A 16508-nucleotide genomic window follows, 5' to 3' on the forward strand; every position below is an offset into this window, starting at 1 on the left:
GCTACTTGCGGGAGAGGATCCATGCGTGAAGGTCTACGCGGTTCAGCGGGAGGGACCGGGCGTTGACGAAGTCCTCAGCAACCTGATCGATCACCTCGCTTCGGAGAGCGTTCACACCACCGGTGGCCGCGGGGCTGTTCAGCACTGCCCGAAGACGCGTCGGCAGTTCCTCGGCTGGCGTTTCGGCCACGAGTCGGCGGACCTCCGCGAGCGCGAGCGCGGCCTGTGCGTGCAGCTGCTGCCACTGGGTTCGCTCGCGGACGGCGATCGCGTTCTCCCGCTGGAGTTTGACGACCTCTGCACTGAGTCCGGTGTTCCGACCACGGCGGGTGACGGGCTGCTTTTCGAGTGGCACTGGCTGACGTCCTTCGCGGCGAGGCCCGTTGGCTGCGGGCGCAACGAAACCGAAGCCGCAGGGATCGGCTTCGATGCCAACGGTCTGCTGGCAGCACATGGTAAGCACAGCGGGCCGTCCGCTCGCGGCGCCTGCGCATCGCGGTGATCTGGGAAGCAGCAACGCCCCGACAGGACCGAAATCCTGTCGGGGCGTTGGTGGGGCTGACCGCTACGAACGGACGGTGCGGCTCGCGGCGTCGTAGGCCGGGTCGACACCGAGGTCCTCGACGTGCCGGAGGACACGGACCTTCTGGTTGCCGTTCCGCATCGGCTCGAGCTCGATGTAGACGGTGACCCGGTGGCCGACGAGTCGGGTCGCGAGACGGGCGATGGACTGGCCGTCCGGGTTGTCGGTGCGGTCGGTGCGCACGTTCTCCTGCCCGAGCGGCAGGCCCTTGCTCTCGCGGTCCGTCCCGGTGTGCAGGGTGACCAGGCCGCGCTGGCTCGTGGCCTCCTTGGTGACGTTGACGATGGTGCCCACGAACACCTTGCCGTCATTCGAGTCACCGATGGCCTTGTCGAGCTGGGTGAGCTGCTTCGAGATCGCGGACCGGTCGGTCAGCATGATCTTGATGTCGCGGGCGTTGCCCTTGAGTGCCTGGTCCCAGGCGGTGTTCGCCAGCTCGAACGCGGCGACGTCTGCCTGGTACTGCTCGTTGAGGCGCTGCTGCTCGTTCGGGTCCTCGGAACGTCCGCGGACCGGGAAGACGGGCTTCGCGCCGGTGGCGGTGATGGCTGCGAGGATGACCTGCTCGTTGGTGCTGCTCATGTGTGTTGTGCTTTCTGTTCGTGCTGTCGTTGAGGGTGTTCTGTGGGCCGCACCAGGGAGATGCGGCGGGTTCTGTGGTGCTCCTCTGCCATCCGCCTCCGGTTACGCCGCGGAGGGCTTCTGGATGCCGGCGAGCGCCTGGTACGGCGCGTCGGGCAGCTGCTCGCCCTGCGAGTGGAGGCGGATGGCGGCGTTCAGCGTGGCGCTGGTGCGCTTGCGGGCGGACTCGAACCAGGCATCCCACGCGGCGAAGTCCTCACCCCACGGCAGCGGCAGGCTCTCGACCACGGACTTCAGCGCGGTGCGCGCCAGACGGTTCGCACCCGACTGGTACGACGTGGCACCGGTCAGCGCGAACTCGACGTTCTGCACGATGGTCGCGAACGTGTCGAGCAGCGCGTTGACGGAACCGCCGGTGATGGGCATGCCGGCTTCCGCGAGCTTGGCGATGGTGAACGCGGAGAGGTCGGTGACGGCGAGTGCGGAGTTCGACCGGGCGTTGAGGATGCCCTCGACGTCGGCGTCGGTGACGCTGACGCCCTCGATGAGCTTCTTCTGCGCCGGAGCGGCAGCGGTGATGGTCATGGGGGTGTTCCCTTCGGTGGTGTTCGTGGATGGTGCAGGTGCCCTATGCGCGGACGTGTCGGTCTGCTGTGCGGCTCCGTTGGTGATGCCTGCGGGCATGCGGCGGGCGTTCGCTTCGGGGCTGTCGGATGGGGCGGGGAACTGCACGGTCGGGATGGTGACGTCGCCGCGCGGTATCGCCTTCAGCGGCAGCGGGTTGCCTTCGTCGTCGAGTCCGGGCTTCCGAACGCCCTTCGCCTTCTTCCACGCCGGCCAGTTCTTCCCGGCGGCCTGCTCCTCGGCAGGGAGCTCATCGAACGGGATCTTCACCGTGTTCGACAGGTCCTCGTACGGGGCGCCGTTGCGGGGGTTCACGGCGGCGGGGCAGTTGTTGACGAGGACGCACCACGAGCAGAGCGGGCCTGGCTTCGTCGGGTACTCGTTCTTGTCCGCCATGTCGTTCATGCGGTCGAAGGCGGCTTCGAAGCGTTCCACCGCACCGGCGACGGCCTCACGGGTCGTCTCGATGACACGCTCGCGGTGGTGCTTGGCGAAGACAAGAGAGCCGGACTCCGGCCAGAAGCCGGTGACACCGAACATGGCTGCGACGTAGACCTTGATCTGGTCGCCGTACTCGTCGGGGTTGTTCGGGAACTTCGGGTCGGGCTCCTTGTACTTGCCCATCTTGTAGTCGATGACCTTGTAGCCGACGATCTCACCGGACACCGGGTCGAGGATCTTGTCCACACGGTCGATGTAGCCGACGAACGGGACCCGGCCGATGTTCACGTTGAACTCGTTGTCGGCGCCGAACCCCATCTCGTTGCGGAAGACGGTGACCTGGGTTGGGTCTTCGATTTCCCAGAGCCCGTGGGTGCGAACGTCCACTTCGCGGAACCACTTCTCGGTGTCCGCTTCGTTCAGGGCGTGCACCAGCGGCGCGAGGCCGTGGCCCAGCATCTCGTTCGCGAACTCGAAGTTCTCCCGGTACTCCCGGGCGATGGCGGACGCTCGGGCCTTCGTGCGTTCCGGGCCGGGGAGGGAGAACAGCTGCTCGAGGACGGCGTGCGCGGCAGTGCCGAGCTGGTTCGCCTCGAAGACCCCGTCCTCGCGGGGCATCAACCGGTCGATGACCATGGAGACGGAGCACTTGTCCGGGTACAGGGCGTGGGACGTGGACGCGGACAGCTGCTTCCGCCGGAGGCGCTTCAGCTTCGTGACGTCGGTGATGGTGAGCGTCTTCTGGTCCGACAGCCAGGCCAGGCCAGCGAGCGGGTGCTCGGTCTCATCGACGTGCGCGGTCGCTGCCGCGTGGCCGGTTGCGGGGCTCACTGGGCAGCGCCGGACGACGGGTTGCAGGGGGAAGGGTTGCTCACCCTCCCCCTATGCGCGGATGGTCCGCTCAGGCGTGGGCGTTGTCAGCGTCGAGGGAGACGCCCCGCTCCGACCCGTTCTCGGCGTGCTTGTACGGCACGCCGACGGAGTCCGCGAGCTCGTCGCGGGCGGTTGCAGCGGTGCCGGCGAACAGGTCGTCGCTGAACGCGTCGTGCTCTGCCTCGATGTCGGTGACGGGGTTGTCGTCCTGGCGCTCTCGGTCGTCGTAGTACTCGCGGAGCGCGTCGCTGATGTCGTACGCACCGGTGCCGTGGAAGTCGAACGTGACGTCGACCTTCACGAACGCGCTGGCGTTCAGGGCACGGGATGAGAGCTGGTTCCAGGTGCCCGCGACGGCCTTGGTCTTCCGGACCTTCACGTCGACGACGCTGGCGGACTCGGCGTGCAGCATCCGCTTCGTAGGTTCGACGCTCGCTCGCGCCTGCTCGACGGCGTAGGCCACCGCTTCTGCGACCAGCAGCTCGTGAGTCTCGTCCGACACCTCGAACGACGTGTTCGGCTTCTTCACCGGGCCGAGGTTCCGCAGGTTGGCGAGAACGGAACCGAGGGTGGTGAGGTCGGCGATGGTGATGGACACCTTCCCCTTGGCGGGGAGGACCTTGATGTCCTCAGCACCAGCGTCGAGGACGAGGCGGCTGAGTTCGGAGCCGGTGATGGTGGGGCGGTCGAGCTGCTTGTCGTAGAGGTTCTGCCGACGGAAGGTGATGACCGCGCGCTCAGCGGGGCAGTCGACGGTCGCTTCGGCGCTGACGGTGATGCGGGTGGTGTTGGCCATGCGGGCGGTGCTCCGGGAGGTCGCGGGTGGTCGTCGGTACGAACGAGCCACATGCGGCGGAATCCCAGGAACGCTTCGGCTTGCGGTTCTGCTTCCCGGTGCTCAACGAAACGGCGTGACTGTCAAGTCGTCGAGAAGCCCGGAAACAAGGGCCTTGAGGGGGCAAGGCCCTTGTTTGTCTTGATGTCTTTTTCTGGAGATAGATAGAGAAGAAGAAGAGGGGATGTTTCTCCACCCAGAACTACATCCCTCCCTCTCTATATCTCCCCCCTCCGTTCCGGAGTCACGTGACGGAGGGTGCTCGCTGCGGAAAAGACCAGGTCACGCGGCAAATCAGGTGACTTCCGACCGTAGAGCGGTACAAGCAGAACTCGGAAGACACACGCCCGACGTTGGCCTCTGCGCATAGCCCCCGCATGCCGCAGCAGCGCTACAACCGCCCCTACGAAGGCCAGTGCCGAGAGTGCATGCGGCGCGGACGACTGCGCCTGTCCGTGTCCAAACTCGGCGGCGGCAACTATCGGTCCGCGCCGCGTTCCATCTCCGGCATGCTCTGCGTCGGATGCATCCTCGACATGCTGCCCAACGCAGTGCGTCGGCCAGTCGGGTACTCCGGCGCCGGCCGCTGGGACAGCCGCCACCTCCGGTCCAGTGCCCGCGACCTGTACGTCCCGACCACCGAAGCTGAGGCGCACACCGCCTCGCGCGCCATCCGCGCATAGCCTTTCTGACAGCACCGCCTCCTCGAAAGGGAACACGATGACCGCGACCACCACCGCCGAGCGTTACTACGTCACGTACGACCGCGGCACCGAGGACACGACCGCGCACTCCGACGCCGTTCGTCAGGTCGTCGCCGACATCATCGGCGCGGACAACGCCGTGCAGCACGGGGCGGTCATCGCTGTCATCGCAACCGACACCTTCCCCGCAACGGGTGCGAACCCGAACTACGCCCGTGCTCTCGACGACATCTTCGACCTTCGCCGCGCCGCCGCGTACGAAGCTCGGGTGCTCGAAGCCCACTACGAGGGGATGAAGTCGTTCCCGAAGACCCGGCTCCGCATCGCCGAGGAGTCCGTCGCCCGGCTCCGGAACCTCGCCCGCGGCGGGTACCACGACGAACAGGACAACATCGGCACGGTGCCCTCCTCCGACGGTTGGTTCAAGCTGAACCGGATGAAGCAGTCCTATCTCGCGTTGGGGCTCGACGAGACCCTGACGAACTACGCGTACGAGCAGGAGCGCCCGCTGCTGGTCGAGAGCAACGACGTCCGCGCGAACCGCATCGCAGAAGCGCTTGTGGAAGAAGGCCTCTCCGCCGAGGACGCCCGCACCGCGGCGGAGCGCATCGTTGCGCTGCCCGAGTCGAAGCCGTCCCGCGCCTACTCGGAGGCGATCACCGAGCTGTACTCGCTGCGCGGCTGGTTCGCCATCGAAGCGCTCCTCATCGACGAGCACCTCGCGATGAAGTCGTTCCCGAAGTCCCGCCGGAAGTACGCAGAGGACCAGCGGGACCGGCTCGCGGCCCTCGCCGCCGGCAAGCGCGTCCACTACGGCGTGAACCGGCACTCCCTCGACGGTGCGCTCCGTCAGGCGGGGGCTGAGCCGACGCTCTCCCGCGCCGCGTGGGAGTCCCACGTCGCGGAAGGGTCCTGGGGTTGGATGGCGGAAGACTGAACGAGCTCGAGCGGGTTCGCCGCATCTCCCCGGCCGCGCGGCGTTCCCCGCGCTGCCCGACTGGGAGGACCCGCATCGTGACCAACCGCCGCCGCCCGTACATGACTGGCCCGGGTGACTCCCTCATCCTGCCGCCGTCATCGTTCGCCCTGAACACGATGTACGAGACGTTCGTCACCGACACCGGCATCGACCCGGACCGTCTCGTCTACGACCCGGTCGTCGGGTCGCCGCTGCCGATGCGTGACTACGGCCGCGGCCCGCAGGGCTGGGACCCCGCCCTCAACCCGGCGATGTTCTGGCATCCCCTGTTCTGGCTGCCGGACGCCATCGCCGTTCCCCTCGACTACCACGACGAGAACGGTGATGAGCAGGAGGAACCGCTGACACTGTGGGCCCTGCGCGTCGCGTGGGAAGTCATCTGGTCCGGCATGTACGACGCTGAAGACGGCACCTGGGCCGACATCCTCAGCCTCTACGGCCTCGACGTTGATGCCCCCGACGTGCAGGCCCGCATCACCGCATGGCTCAGCGGCGCAGCGGACCCCGTCCTCGACACCATCAACCTCACCGAGTACATCAGCGAAAACCAGGACTCCACCGTCCTCCTCGTCGTAGACCAGGCGGAGCCGTTCCGCACCGCGTCGTGGGGCGTCCACGCCGACGAGCTCGTCACCGGCCTCGGCCACCTCCTCCGCGACGCGAGGACCGAAGAGGACTACCGGTGGGCCGTCGGCCAGATCTCGTACGTCGCCACCCTCGCCCTCGGCGACACTCCCCCGCTGAACGACGGCGGGCAGCCGTTCGCTGAAGCGTGGGCGACCATCACCGAGGAAGCGGACAACCCCGACACCGCCATCCAGACCATCCAAGCCCGAGCCCAGTACCTCCAGCAAAGCCTGACCAGCCTCGCCCGAGTCTTCTACCCCGAGTACCAGCAGCTGATGACGACTCTCGCGCAGGAGGACCAGATGCCGGACCGCGGCCAGCTCCCCGCACCCAAGCCAGCCGGCTAACCACAGCACCACTTTCTGCCGCATGTACCGGGGCGGGCCTACGGGCCCGTCCCGACGCATCAACTCAGAAGGTGGCGCATCATGCACGACACCGCTTCACCCCGGCACCCGCACCCGACAGCGGCCCGCACCTCCACGACAGCAGGTGACCGGTGACGGAACCGGCAATCACCTGGCTGGACCGCGTCATCGACAAGGCGTTCCAGGAGAAGGTCAGCGACATCCACCTCGAGTTCGTCGAGGACGACCCGTTCCGGCTGCTCATCCGCGTCCGACGAGCCGGCGACCTCATCGAATGGCAGGGCATCCAAGGCCCGCACGCTCGCGCGGCCGTGTCCCGCATCAAGAGCCTCGCGGATGTCGGCTCCGGCAACGTCAACAAGTCCGAGGAAGGCCGGTACGTTCACCGCGCCGGTGCCGGCGGCATCGACGTCAACCTCACCCCGACGCAGTACGACCAGGCGGCGGCGCGACTGCCCCGCTTCGACCTTCGACTGGTGGTCCTGCCGACCATCCGCGGAGAGAAGTACGTCCTCCGCCTCCCGTCCATCTCCCGCACGCCACGTCTCAACGAGATCGGCTTCTCCGAACAGAACCTGCAGAGCCTGCGCCGCCTGTTCGGCTACGCCAACGGGCTCGTCCTCTTCGCCGGCCCCGTCGGCGCCGGCAAGACGACCAGCATGTACTCCGCACTGGACTACCTCGGCGGCAAGCAGAAAGCCGTCTACTCGGTCGAAGATCCGGTGGAACGGGCCCTCGCCGACGTCGACCAGATCGAAGTGAAAGAGGGCGCCGGGAACACGTTCCCATCCATCCTCCGCAGCCTCCGCCGGTCCGACCTGCAGGTGCTGATGATCGGTGAGATCCGCGACGAGGAGACCGCGCAGTCTGCCGTCGAGATCAGCATCGCCGGCGCCCGCGTCATCTCGTCCCTTCACGCCAACGACTCCGTCGCCGCCGTCGAGGCGCTCATCACCCTGTCGGGCGCCAAGCCGCAGCAGGTGATGCAGTCGCTCCGCGGTGTCGTCTCGCAGCGGCTCGTGAAGCGGGTCCACCGTGCCTGCGCCGGCCGCGGTTGTGAGCAGTGCCGCGGCACCGGCATCGACGGACGTGTCCCCATCCACGAAGTTCTCACCATCACCCCGGAGTTCAGCCAAGCCCTCACCCAGGGCGCTACCCGGTACCAGCTGCAGACACTCGCCCGCCAGCAGGGCATGCAGACCCTCCGGCAGGACGCCGAACGTCGGCTTCAGTCGGGTGAAACCACCCCCAGGTATGTGACGGAGGCACTGGGCATTGAGTAACACCACGGCAACAACCGCGCCACGACAGGGACCACCAGAAGTGGACCGCGAACAGGCGAAGCGTCGGTTCACTCACGTGCTCTCGCAGCTCCTGCGGCCAGGCGTCTCCGACATCCACTTCGAAGGTTCACGCGTCGCATGGCCCGTTCTGTTCGGCGTCCCGACTCAGTCAGCCATCGCCATCTCCGACGGCGACATCTACAGCTGGGCTGAGGCGTTCGGGCAGAGCCGCGGCGGCGGCCTCGCCCTCTTGCAGGGTGTGGCCGGCACCGTCGAATGCATGGGGGTCGTGAGCGTGGCCGGGCAGACCATCCGCCTCCGGATGACGTTCCGCCGCCAGCAGCAGGGACTCGGTCTCAGCGTCCGTATCGTCCCCGAACACCCACCGCGTCTCACCGACCCGGTGTTCCGCGACAACCCGATCCCGGACGCCCTGATCGGCATCACGTTGAACGCACCAGCGGGGCTCATCCTGTTCTGCGGTCCGACGGGGTCGGGGAAGACGACGATGAACGCCGCCCTGCTCGCCGAGGTGAACGCGACCCAGCAGAAGCACATCTACACGGTGGAAGACCCCATCGAGTTCGTGCACACCTCGAACAAGTCCGTCGTCTCCCAACGCGAGATCGGACAGCACGCGGACACGTTCCCGCATGCGCTGAAGACGTCCCTGCGCTCCCGGCCGAACATCATCCTCGTCGGGGAGCTCCTCGACCTCGAGACGGTCCGGGTCGCCATCGAAGCGGCGAACAAGGGTCACCTGGTGTTCGCCACCAGCCACGCATCGTCGGCGTCCGAAGCGGTGTCGTCGCTGGTGTCCCAGTTCCCCGGCGGGGAACAGAACCAGGTCGCAACCGCTCTGTCGCAAGCACTCCGCGCCGTCGTCGTGCAGCGCCTCGTCCCCACAGTCGACAAGCGGGTCGTGCCGGCTCGGGAGATGCTGCTCAACACGGTCGCCATCGCTGCGAAGATCCGAGACGCGAACTACTCGTCACTGTCCCAGATGCTGAAGCTCACCGACGGCATGTGGACGTTCGAGGACGACCTCGCCGCGCTGTGGGCTCAGGGCCGCATCGACGAGGGGACCGCCCGGCGGTTCTGCAACGACCGGGAATCCCTCGACCAGAAGCTCGAGTACGCCCGACGGAACCGTGACGAGGTCGCTAACCTCAGCAACCGTCGGAAGGCCACCCCAGCCGGCTGAGAGTCACTTAGCCGGCTGGAAGTAGCCGAACACGTCGTAGTACGCGGTCGCGGTCCCCGCGTTGAGTTTCGCCACCACGGAGCCATCCGGAGCGAGCATCGTCTGCTGGTAGCCGGACGCTGACGACGACACGGCGAACAGCTGCCCCATCACGTCCACGGACGTGTCCTTCGAGACCACCTTGTAGTAACTCTTCGCGGACGTGCTCGACACCTGCAGGTTGCTCGCGACAGCCACAGCGTTGCCGGGGATCCCGGAGGTGTTGGCTACCGCGATCTTCGTGTCCGCATTCGTGAGTGTGCCGGACCAGGACCGCGCGATGGGAAGCGGCACGAACGTGGCACCAGATGCGGAAGACGAGTAGTACCCGGAGACGTCGAAATGAACGGTGGCGCTCCCCGCCGACAGCTTCACCGTCACCTTCCCCGACGCGAGCCCAACGGTGATGTAGTTCGCGGAGGAGAGGTTCGCTTGGAAGTTCTGCTGCGTTGTCGTCGCGCTCTTGCCGTACGGCGAGATGCGGGCGTAGCCGGCCGCTGTCGGCAGACCGACGTAGACGTTCATCGCGACCGCGGTCGCGTCAGCCGGGATGCCACCCACTCCGGCCAGGGTGACGTTCACGTCGGTGGTTGTGACGGTGCCTGACCATGCCCGTGCATCGGCCAACGGCGTGTACGTCGAGCCGGAGGAGCTCGTGGAGTAGTACCCGGACACGTCGATGAACGCCGGTGAGCTTCCCGCGGATGCCGTCACCTGCAGCTTCCCACCTGTCAGCGCCACAGTGGAGGTGGCGCTCACGGGGACGTCCTTCTGCATCACCGCGGTGGCGATCGACGCATCCGACCCGGCAGGGGTGACGCGTACCGACCCGGCTGCCGATGGTGTCACCTGCAAGCTGAAAGTGACCGCCGCTGCATCGGCAGGGATGCTGCCAACGCCCGCGACCGTGACGACGAGCGGGGTGCTGCTGACGGAGCCGACAGTGAAACGCTGCATGGGTGCCAACGGGGTGAACCGAAGACCCTCGTCAACGCTTGTGGTGCTGATGCTCGGACGCAGCATCGTCGTGCCCAGCCAGTTCAGTTTGACGTCACCGCCGAGTGCCGTCACCTTCCCGGTGACGTTCACCGACTTCGGTACCGTCGATGACCACTCCGCGGCGGAGACGACCACCTTCCCGTTGACCGGGTTCGTCGTCTTCGGGTTCGTCGACTTGAGAGCGGTGTCAGTCGTGATGAGGCCGACTTCCGTGCCAGCAGAGTCGAAGTGAAGGTCGCGCAGACCTCCGTTCTCGACACTGATGGCCGCGGTTGCTCCTCCAAGGTCGACAGCGGTGACGCTGCTGGTCGGCGCTGCGGCCGTGATCGTGCGGTCGCAGTCGTCGTTGCTCCACCGGTCCACGGTCGCGGTGATCCGGCCGCCGGTGAACTGCCAGGTGGTCTTCGCACAGGTCTGGTCCTGAGCGGTGGCCTGGTACAGCCCTGGCCGGCTGTCGGGGTAGGCGTACGCGACGACCTTCGTCGTTCCGTAGACCGACACCGACGACGCGTTCTGCATCGTGGTGGACCACAGCTGCTGCGCTTCATCGACGTCCCCGCGGAGCGCGGAGGTTCCGACGAAACCGCTGCCGACGAGGACGATGACGGACAACGCACCAGCGACGGCGGTGGTGAGGATCGTGGAGATGCCGATGGAGATGACGGTCATCAGCGGGTCCGCGTCGCCTCGGTCGCTGGAAGCCCAGCGGAGGACGCGGTTCATTCGGCTCATCATCAGTGGCTCACCTGTCGGGCGCTTGCGAACTCGAACAAGCCGAGCATCTTCTGGGAGGGTCGTGTGGTCCAAACGGGGCGGTACGCGTCGGAGCTACTGAACCCTCCGAGCGCGAAGACACCGGTGGCTCGGTAGAGCACTTGCTTCGTGACGGTCACCGACGGGTCCGCGACGGAGGCCCCAGTGATGGTCGCGGTAATCGTCCTCGGATCCGGTGACTTGATGTCGGTGACGGTTGCGGTGGCACCGATACCGGCGGTGTTGCTCCACCTCGTACCTTTCGCCGCGGTGAGCTGCGCTGCTGTCATCGTCAGCCACGCCGGGTCGTACTCCGTGTTGATCGACGCGAGCAGGCGCATGCTCGTGTGTTGCAGCGCCGCCTCGGCTTTGTCGCGCTGGATGGCGGCGGCGGCCTGCGCTTGGCTCATCAGGAACCAGCTCAGCATCACCATGACCACTGTTGAGGAGAGGACCACGTACGTCAGCGCGACGCTGATCAGGCCGCCGTCGTTGCGCTTCGTCATTCGGGACCTCCAGAGACAGGGAGGATCCGCCACCAGGACACTGCTCCGACGCTGTCCACTGGCACGGCGGCACCTCCGGACGACAGGCCGATGGTCGCGGTCGTGCACCCGCTGACGCTCTTGAGCGATGCGGGAGTGAGCTCGAGGATGAGGGAGACCTGCCCGTTGTATGTCTGCGTCGTCGGTGTGAGCAACGCCTGCGGAGTGACACTCGTACCGCAGTAGAAGCCGTACCGAACGGCGGATGGCGCGGTCGCGCTCTTCCAGATGACTTGGATACGTGCAGGGTCAGAGCTGAGGACGTTCGACGGTGTGACGGTGACGATGTTGAGCACCTTCTGCGAGGTGTTGACCGTCGTTGGTCCCACCGCAAGGCCAGGGAAGGCCTGCACGTTCGAGGGGTCGCTCCCCCCGGCGTCCTGGGCGTCGTCCTGCGGCGCGTCAATCCGCGTCGCGGAGAGACTCAAGCAGCCAGGCACCGTTCTGCCGACAGCGGCAGTGCAGTCCGCGCGAGCGGCGCCACCAGCGGTAGCCATCGGCGCTGCGAGGTCGTACTCGTACGCGTACGGAGGGTTGTAGATGCCCTTCGACCAGGTGAGGGGGAAGGTGACCCCTTGGTACGTCACCGTCTCGGTGACTGGCTGAGAGGACGTGCGCGTCGCCTCGGCACCCTGGGAGAGGAACTGCTGCACGCGGTCCTTCAGAGCCGACTCGATGATGGCGTTCTGCCGGGTGACGGCGGTCGCGGCCATGATGTTGCCGACGACGGCGACGGAGCCGGTGGAAGCGGTGAGGAACAGCAGCGTGCCGAGCACGATGGAGACAGCAGACGCCTCACCGCGGTCGCTGCGAAGCGCAGCTCGGATTCGTTGCAGCATGCTGGTCTCCCTTCCGGGTTGTCTATGCCGGGCACTAAGCGGCGGCACGAGGGTTGCGAGGCGTCGCCGCTTTGACTGTCGCCGCTCCGGCGGAGATGCGGAAACGGGCGCACCCTCCCCATGGGTGCGCCCGTTCGAGACGGCGAGACTTCCGGGTTACGGAAGTGTCGGTGCGGTGAGACCCGTCGGGACGTTCGCCGCCGGGATGCTGCCCTTGAAGGTGGTGGACTGCATGCTCGAGCGGTAGAACTTGTCGCCGGACTGCGACTGGACGCCGGCGACCCAACCGTTGGCGCCGGCGACGACCTTCACCACTTCGTTGTCGGTCGTGTTGAACCCGACCGCCTGCTGGTGCAGCTTGTTGCCCTGGCTGTCGTTGTCGCCCGTGATGGCACCGGCTGCGGTGATGGACCAGTTCAGGTACGTCGTGCCGCCGTTGGAGGCGACTGCGGCCTCCGCCGTGGCGATCTTGTCGAGGTCGCCCTGAGCGTTGAGGTTCTTGCCGTTGGCGATCATGCCGGCGACGGCGAAGGAGCCGCCGACGAGGAGCACGAGCGACACGGCGATGGCTGCGATGACGAGGATGGGGTCGGTCGCACCGCGGTCGCGGCGGAAGACCTGTCGCGCCTTCGCGCGGAGTCGGGTGAACTTCATGGTGGGGCGGCCTTTCGGGCTGAGGGATGCGCAGCCCGGGATTTCGTGCTGCCGAATCCGTGAGATGCGGCGAAACGGGCTCCCCCGCGCATTGGGAGAGCCCGTTTCAGAAGTCGGCTTAGAAGCCGGTCGCGGTCGTCAGCGCCCCGTTCAGCCCCGTGAGGCTGATTCCGGTTGGGAGGGTGACACCAGATGGCAGGGTGTAGTTCCCCGCAGCGCCGGTGAGCTGACCGACCTTGCTGCTCGTGGACGTCCGGATGAAGATGGCGCCGGTGGACGACTTCGAGACCGCGGCCCATGCGCTGTATCCCGAGTCAGTGACGACGGCGAGGCGACCCCCGTCGGTTGGGGTGAAGCCAACATCGGCCTTCTCGAGCGCCGTACCGGAGACGAATCCACCGGTCGCCGCGAGGTTGTAGGCCAGCGCCGTCGCAGTGCTGCCGGACAGGTACGGGACGTACGAGTTCTGGACCGTCGTGACCTTCGGGTTGCCCGCCCACGCTGCCTCAGCTGTGGCGACCTTGTCGAGGTCACCCTTCGCGTTGAGGTCTTTGCCGTTGGCGATCATCCCCGCGACAGCGAAGGACCCGCCGACGAGGAGAACGAGCGACACAGCGATCGCTGCGATGACGAGGATGGGGTCGGTGGCGCCGTGCTCACGGCGCAGGGCGCGGCTGAGTGACGCGCGGATTCGGGTGAGGCTCATGCTCGGGTGGCCCTTCTGTGCCGGATGGTGCAGGCGGGCGGCCCCCTCCTGTCGGCCGGTGAGATGCGGCGAAACCTGAGCGGAACACCAGGAGACGGAGAAGGTCAGAAGCCGCCGGCGGACGCGAGCGCTGAGTTGACGTCGGCGATCGTGATGCCTGATGGGAGGGGGACTCGTGTCGCGGCGGTTCGGCTTCCGGCGACGCCGATGAGTTCCCCGGTCGCTGAGGATGCGGACGAGCGAAGGAACAGCCGTCCGCTGGTGGACTGGGCGACAGCCGCCCATCCGGTCCTGCTGACGTCGGTGAGGACGACGACGCGGGTGCCGTCGGACGGGGTGAAGCCGACGTCGAAGGTCTCTAGTGCTCGACCGAAAGTGGACCCGGTGGTTCCGAGTGCGGCGTCTACGGGTAGGTCGTCTGCGTCCGAGCGGTACGGAACGAAGGTGCCAGGTCGGCTCGGTGTCGCTCCGTCGAAGTACGTCGTCACCGCCGGGACGTCTTCGGCGATGGCCCAGTCGATGGCGGCCGTCGCTCCGGGGCTAAGGCTGTTTGAGCGGAGGAGCACGTAGTAAGAAGTGGTGCCGGCGGGCATCTTGACGTTGTCCACGTGGACGATGCGGCTCTCGCCGGGGTTGAGTGTCACGCTACCGCCGACGGACCAGGTGTTCGTCGTGCCTCGGGGGTTGATCATCGCGTTCACCTTGAAGGTGACGGCGCCGGTGTTGGTTACCAGGAGCGCGGCCGAGCGTCGGTCTCCGGCTGCGGCGGGCATCTCCGCGGTGCTCGCGTAGGTGAGTCCGGGTTCCACCCCTGAGCTGCTGGCCAATGTGAGGCGGCCGCCGTTCGCTGCCTCCCACCCTGTGTTGACGTTCGCCATCGTGCCCCAGCCGGTGCGGCTCGTCCGAAGGTGCGGGTTGACGATGTCGTTGCGGCGTCCACCTTCGACGGATGGGGAAAGGTCCGCTTCACCGGTCCATGCCGGTGTTGACGCTCCAGCAGCGGTTGATGCTGCTTCTGCGGTTGCGACCTTGTCGAGGTCGCTTTTCGCGTTGAGGTCGCGGCTGTTGTCGAGGACGCCGGCCACTGCGAACGAGCCGCCGACGAGGAGGACGAGGCTGACCGCTATCGCTGCGATGACGAGCAGTGGGTCGGTGGCTCCCCGGTCACGTTCGTGGTTGCCCATGCGTCCAGGTATGCGGCAAGGCCGAGCGGAGCTTCTCGTGACCGAGGAGTCCGGTCAGGCGAAGGGGGCGAGCAGGTCCATGAACGCCGGGGTCGCACCCGCGGCGAGCACCCAGCCTGCGGCGAAGAACGGTCCGAACGGGAAGTGCCCCTTCACCTTCCGGAGGAGCCGCACCGCGACGTACAGGCCGCCGAACAGGAACGACAGGCACACCCACACCATCAGGTGCAGAGCGATGACCGTCAGCCCGAGCGGCCCGGCGAGCAGGTGCGTGGGTGCCGCCGTCACATCGATGAGCGCGAGCGCACCGGCGATGACACCGGCGAGCTTCACATCCCCCATCCCGAAGCCTCCACGGCTCGCTACGGAGAGAAGCCCGAAGACGACGAGCGCACCGACACCGGCGCCGCCAGCGATGAGCGCGGCGACAGGGCTGACGCCGAAACCGACGGCGATGGCACCGATGGCGACGACCAGGCCGGTCTCGCCGTTGTACCGGTTCGGGAGTCGCTTCGTCAACGCATCGACGTACGACCCGAGGACGAGTAGCGGGACGATGAAGCCAACGATGAACGCTGCCTCTACGGTGCCGACGATGGTGGCAAGGCCGGCAGCTCCGACCGCGGCGAACAGTGCGGCCTTCCACCAGTTCAACGCTGGCACGGCCGGCTCGACACGTCGGGTGACTACGGTCGCGAGGTACGTCGCCCAGAGAGCTGCGATGACAGCGGCGCCGGCGGCGAGGGTTGCAGGGTTGGGGTGCATACCCGGCCTATGCGCCTACTTGCCCGTTAGAGGGAGTCAGAATCCTCCCGCGTTCGTCATGGCGGCGTTCAGCGCCGTCAGTGTGATTCCGTCTGGGAGCTTCACGCCGGTGGGAAGCGTGCGCGCTCCGGCGACCCCTCCAAGTTCCCCCGTGGCGGCACTGGCTGACGTTCGAACGAAGATGCGTCCTGTCGCAGATTTTGCCACGGCAGCCCACGCCGTTCCGTCGCTGCTGACTGTCGCAGCCACGCGGGAGCCGTCCGATGGGGTGAAGCCGACATCGGCTCTCTCGAGAGCAGTCGCCGCCGTTCCCCCGCCAGCCTTGAGGTCCGCGGTGATGTTCCCGCTTTTTCCCGACAGGTACGGTGCGAAGCCTGGTGCTGCTGACGGAATCACGACGCGGTAGCTCAGGGACGGAGATCCCGCGGCCTTGGTGACTCCGGAGTAGTCCCAGGTGATGCCGGCGTTGTCGTCGGTGAAGACGGGGTTACTGAAGTTCCCGCTGGTGTCGAAGGTGTGACCGCCCTTCGACGTGTTCGGTGTCCAAGACCCCTTGACGTTGGCAGAGGTGAAGACCTGCCATGTGGTGCCCCCTGCGTAGGAGGCTCCCGCGAGGGTGATGCCGTTGAAATTCACCGCCACGTCGGGCCCGTTGAAGCTGGCAGCTCCAGCGGAATCGGGGAGCGTCCCAGTCACCACAATCGAAGGCGAGGGACTCGCCAACGACTTTCCTGAAGCCGCAAGAGCGCCTTCCGCGGTCGCCACCTTGTCGAGGTCCGCCCGAGCGTTCACGTCTTTGCCGTTCGCGATCATGGCGGAGGCGGAGTAACCCCCGCCCAGGAGGAGCACAAGCGATACCGCAATTGCGGCGATGACGAGGATGGGATCGGTGGCTGCTCTATCGCCTCGGAGGAATCGCAT

17 protein-coding genes are annotated in these 16508 nt (G+C 66.8%); 6 read left to right on the plus strand and 11 right to left on the minus strand.

The window, feature by feature from the left end; translation table 11 throughout:
* Positions 1-25: 25 nt before the first annotated feature.
* Complete coding sequence (locus DEJ19_RS20200; protein ID WP_146250472.1) at positions 26-502, plus strand: hypothetical protein; 477 nt, start codon at positions 26-28, stop codon at positions 500-502.
* A gap of 63 nt (positions 503-565) precedes the next feature.
* Here DEJ19_RS20200 and DEJ19_RS20205 read toward each other — a convergent pair whose 3' ends face one another.
* The 3 genes from DEJ19_RS20205 to DEJ19_RS20215 all read right to left on the minus strand — a co-directional run bounded on the left by DEJ19_RS20205 (position 566) and on the right by DEJ19_RS20215 (position 3899).
* Complete coding sequence (locus DEJ19_RS20205; RefSeq protein WP_111231985.1) at positions 566-1165, minus strand: hypothetical protein; 600 nt, start codon at positions 1163-1165, stop codon at positions 566-568.
* 102 nt (positions 1166-1267) lie between these two features.
* Positions 1268-3061, minus strand: a complete 1794-nt coding sequence (locus tag DEJ19_RS20210; RefSeq protein WP_111231984.1) for a RecB family exonuclease — start codon at positions 3059-3061, stop codon at positions 1268-1270.
* A 70-nt stretch (positions 3062-3131) separates the two neighbouring features.
* Positions 3132-3899, minus strand: coding sequence for a hypothetical protein (locus DEJ19_RS20215; protein ID WP_111231983.1), 768 nt, complete (start codon positions 3897-3899; stop codon positions 3132-3134).
* Between the two features lie 416 nt (positions 3900-4315).
* Here DEJ19_RS20215 and DEJ19_RS20220 point away from each other — a divergent pair, with 416 nt between their 5' ends.
* The 5 genes from DEJ19_RS20220 to DEJ19_RS20240 all read left to right on the plus strand — a co-directional run bounded on the left by DEJ19_RS20220 (position 4316) and on the right by DEJ19_RS20240 (position 9103).
* Positions 4316-4621: a hypothetical protein gene (locus DEJ19_RS20220; RefSeq protein WP_146250470.1), complete on the plus strand. Its 306-nt coding sequence runs from the start codon at positions 4316-4318 to the stop codon at positions 4619-4621.
* Positions 4622-4658: 37 nt separating this feature from the next.
* A complete protein-coding gene (locus DEJ19_RS20225) occupies positions 4659-5579 on the plus strand; it encodes a hypothetical protein (protein WP_111231981.1) in 921 nt (306 codons plus the stop codon).
* Between the two features lie 77 nt (positions 5580-5656).
* Positions 5657-6595, plus strand: a complete 939-nt coding sequence (locus tag DEJ19_RS20230) for a hypothetical protein (protein ID WP_111231980.1) — start codon at positions 5657-5659, stop codon at positions 6593-6595.
* A gap of 152 nt (positions 6596-6747) precedes the next feature.
* Positions 6748-7899: a GspE/PulE family protein gene (locus DEJ19_RS20235; protein ID WP_111231979.1), complete on the plus strand. Its 1152-nt coding sequence runs from the start codon at positions 6748-6750 to the stop codon at positions 7897-7899.
* Between the two features lie 76 nt (positions 7900-7975).
* The gene (locus tag DEJ19_RS20240) at positions 7976-9103 is read left to right on the plus strand and encodes a type IV pilus twitching motility protein PilT (protein ID WP_284176606.1); all 1128 of its coding nucleotides are present in this window, start codon (positions 7976-7978) and stop codon (positions 9101-9103) included.
* Positions 9104-9106: 3 nt separating this feature from the next.
* Here the strand turns inward: DEJ19_RS20240 and DEJ19_RS20245 are convergent, their stop codons facing one another.
* From DEJ19_RS20245 to DEJ19_RS20280, 8 genes are all read right to left on the minus strand, one after another.
* On the minus strand, positions 9107-10864 hold the full coding sequence (locus DEJ19_RS20245; RefSeq protein WP_111231977.1) for a hypothetical protein: 1758 nt from the start codon (positions 10862-10864) through the stop codon (positions 9107-9109).
* Positions 10865-10875: 11 nt separating this feature from the next.
* The gene (locus tag DEJ19_RS20250) at positions 10876-11400 is read right to left on the minus strand and encodes a hypothetical protein (protein WP_111231976.1); all 525 of its coding nucleotides are present in this window, start codon (positions 11398-11400) and stop codon (positions 10876-10878) included.
* Positions 11397-12278: a hypothetical protein gene (locus DEJ19_RS20255; protein ID WP_111231975.1), complete on the minus strand. Its 882-nt coding sequence runs from the start codon at positions 12276-12278 to the stop codon at positions 11397-11399. Before DEJ19_RS20255 ends, DEJ19_RS20250 begins: the two co-directional genes overlap by 4 nt.
* 156 nt (positions 12279-12434) lie before the next feature.
* Positions 12435-12932: a hypothetical protein gene (locus DEJ19_RS20260; RefSeq protein WP_111231974.1), complete on the minus strand. Its 498-nt coding sequence runs from the start codon at positions 12930-12932 to the stop codon at positions 12435-12437.
* Positions 12933-13050: 118 nt separating this feature from the next.
* Positions 13051-13638, minus strand: a complete 588-nt coding sequence (locus tag DEJ19_RS20265; RefSeq protein WP_111231973.1) for a hypothetical protein — start codon at positions 13636-13638, stop codon at positions 13051-13053.
* Between the two features lie 104 nt (positions 13639-13742).
* The gene (locus tag DEJ19_RS20270; protein WP_111231972.1) at positions 13743-14822 is read right to left on the minus strand and encodes a hypothetical protein; all 1080 of its coding nucleotides are present in this window, start codon (positions 14820-14822) and stop codon (positions 13743-13745) included.
* A gap of 54 nt (positions 14823-14876) precedes the next feature.
* Entirely contained in the window at positions 14877-15587 is a 711-nt protein-coding gene (locus tag DEJ19_RS20275) for a prepilin peptidase (protein ID WP_111231971.1), read from the minus strand.
* Between the two features lie 36 nt (positions 15588-15623).
* Positions 15624-16508: a hypothetical protein gene (locus DEJ19_RS20280; RefSeq protein ID WP_146250468.1), complete on the minus strand. Its 885-nt coding sequence runs from the start codon at positions 16506-16508 to the stop codon at positions 15624-15626.

This window comes from Curtobacterium sp. MCSS17_016 (assembly GCF_003234255.2).
GTDB classification, from domain to species: domain Bacteria; phylum Actinomycetota; class Actinomycetes; order Actinomycetales; family Microbacteriaceae; genus Curtobacterium; species Curtobacterium flaccumfaciens.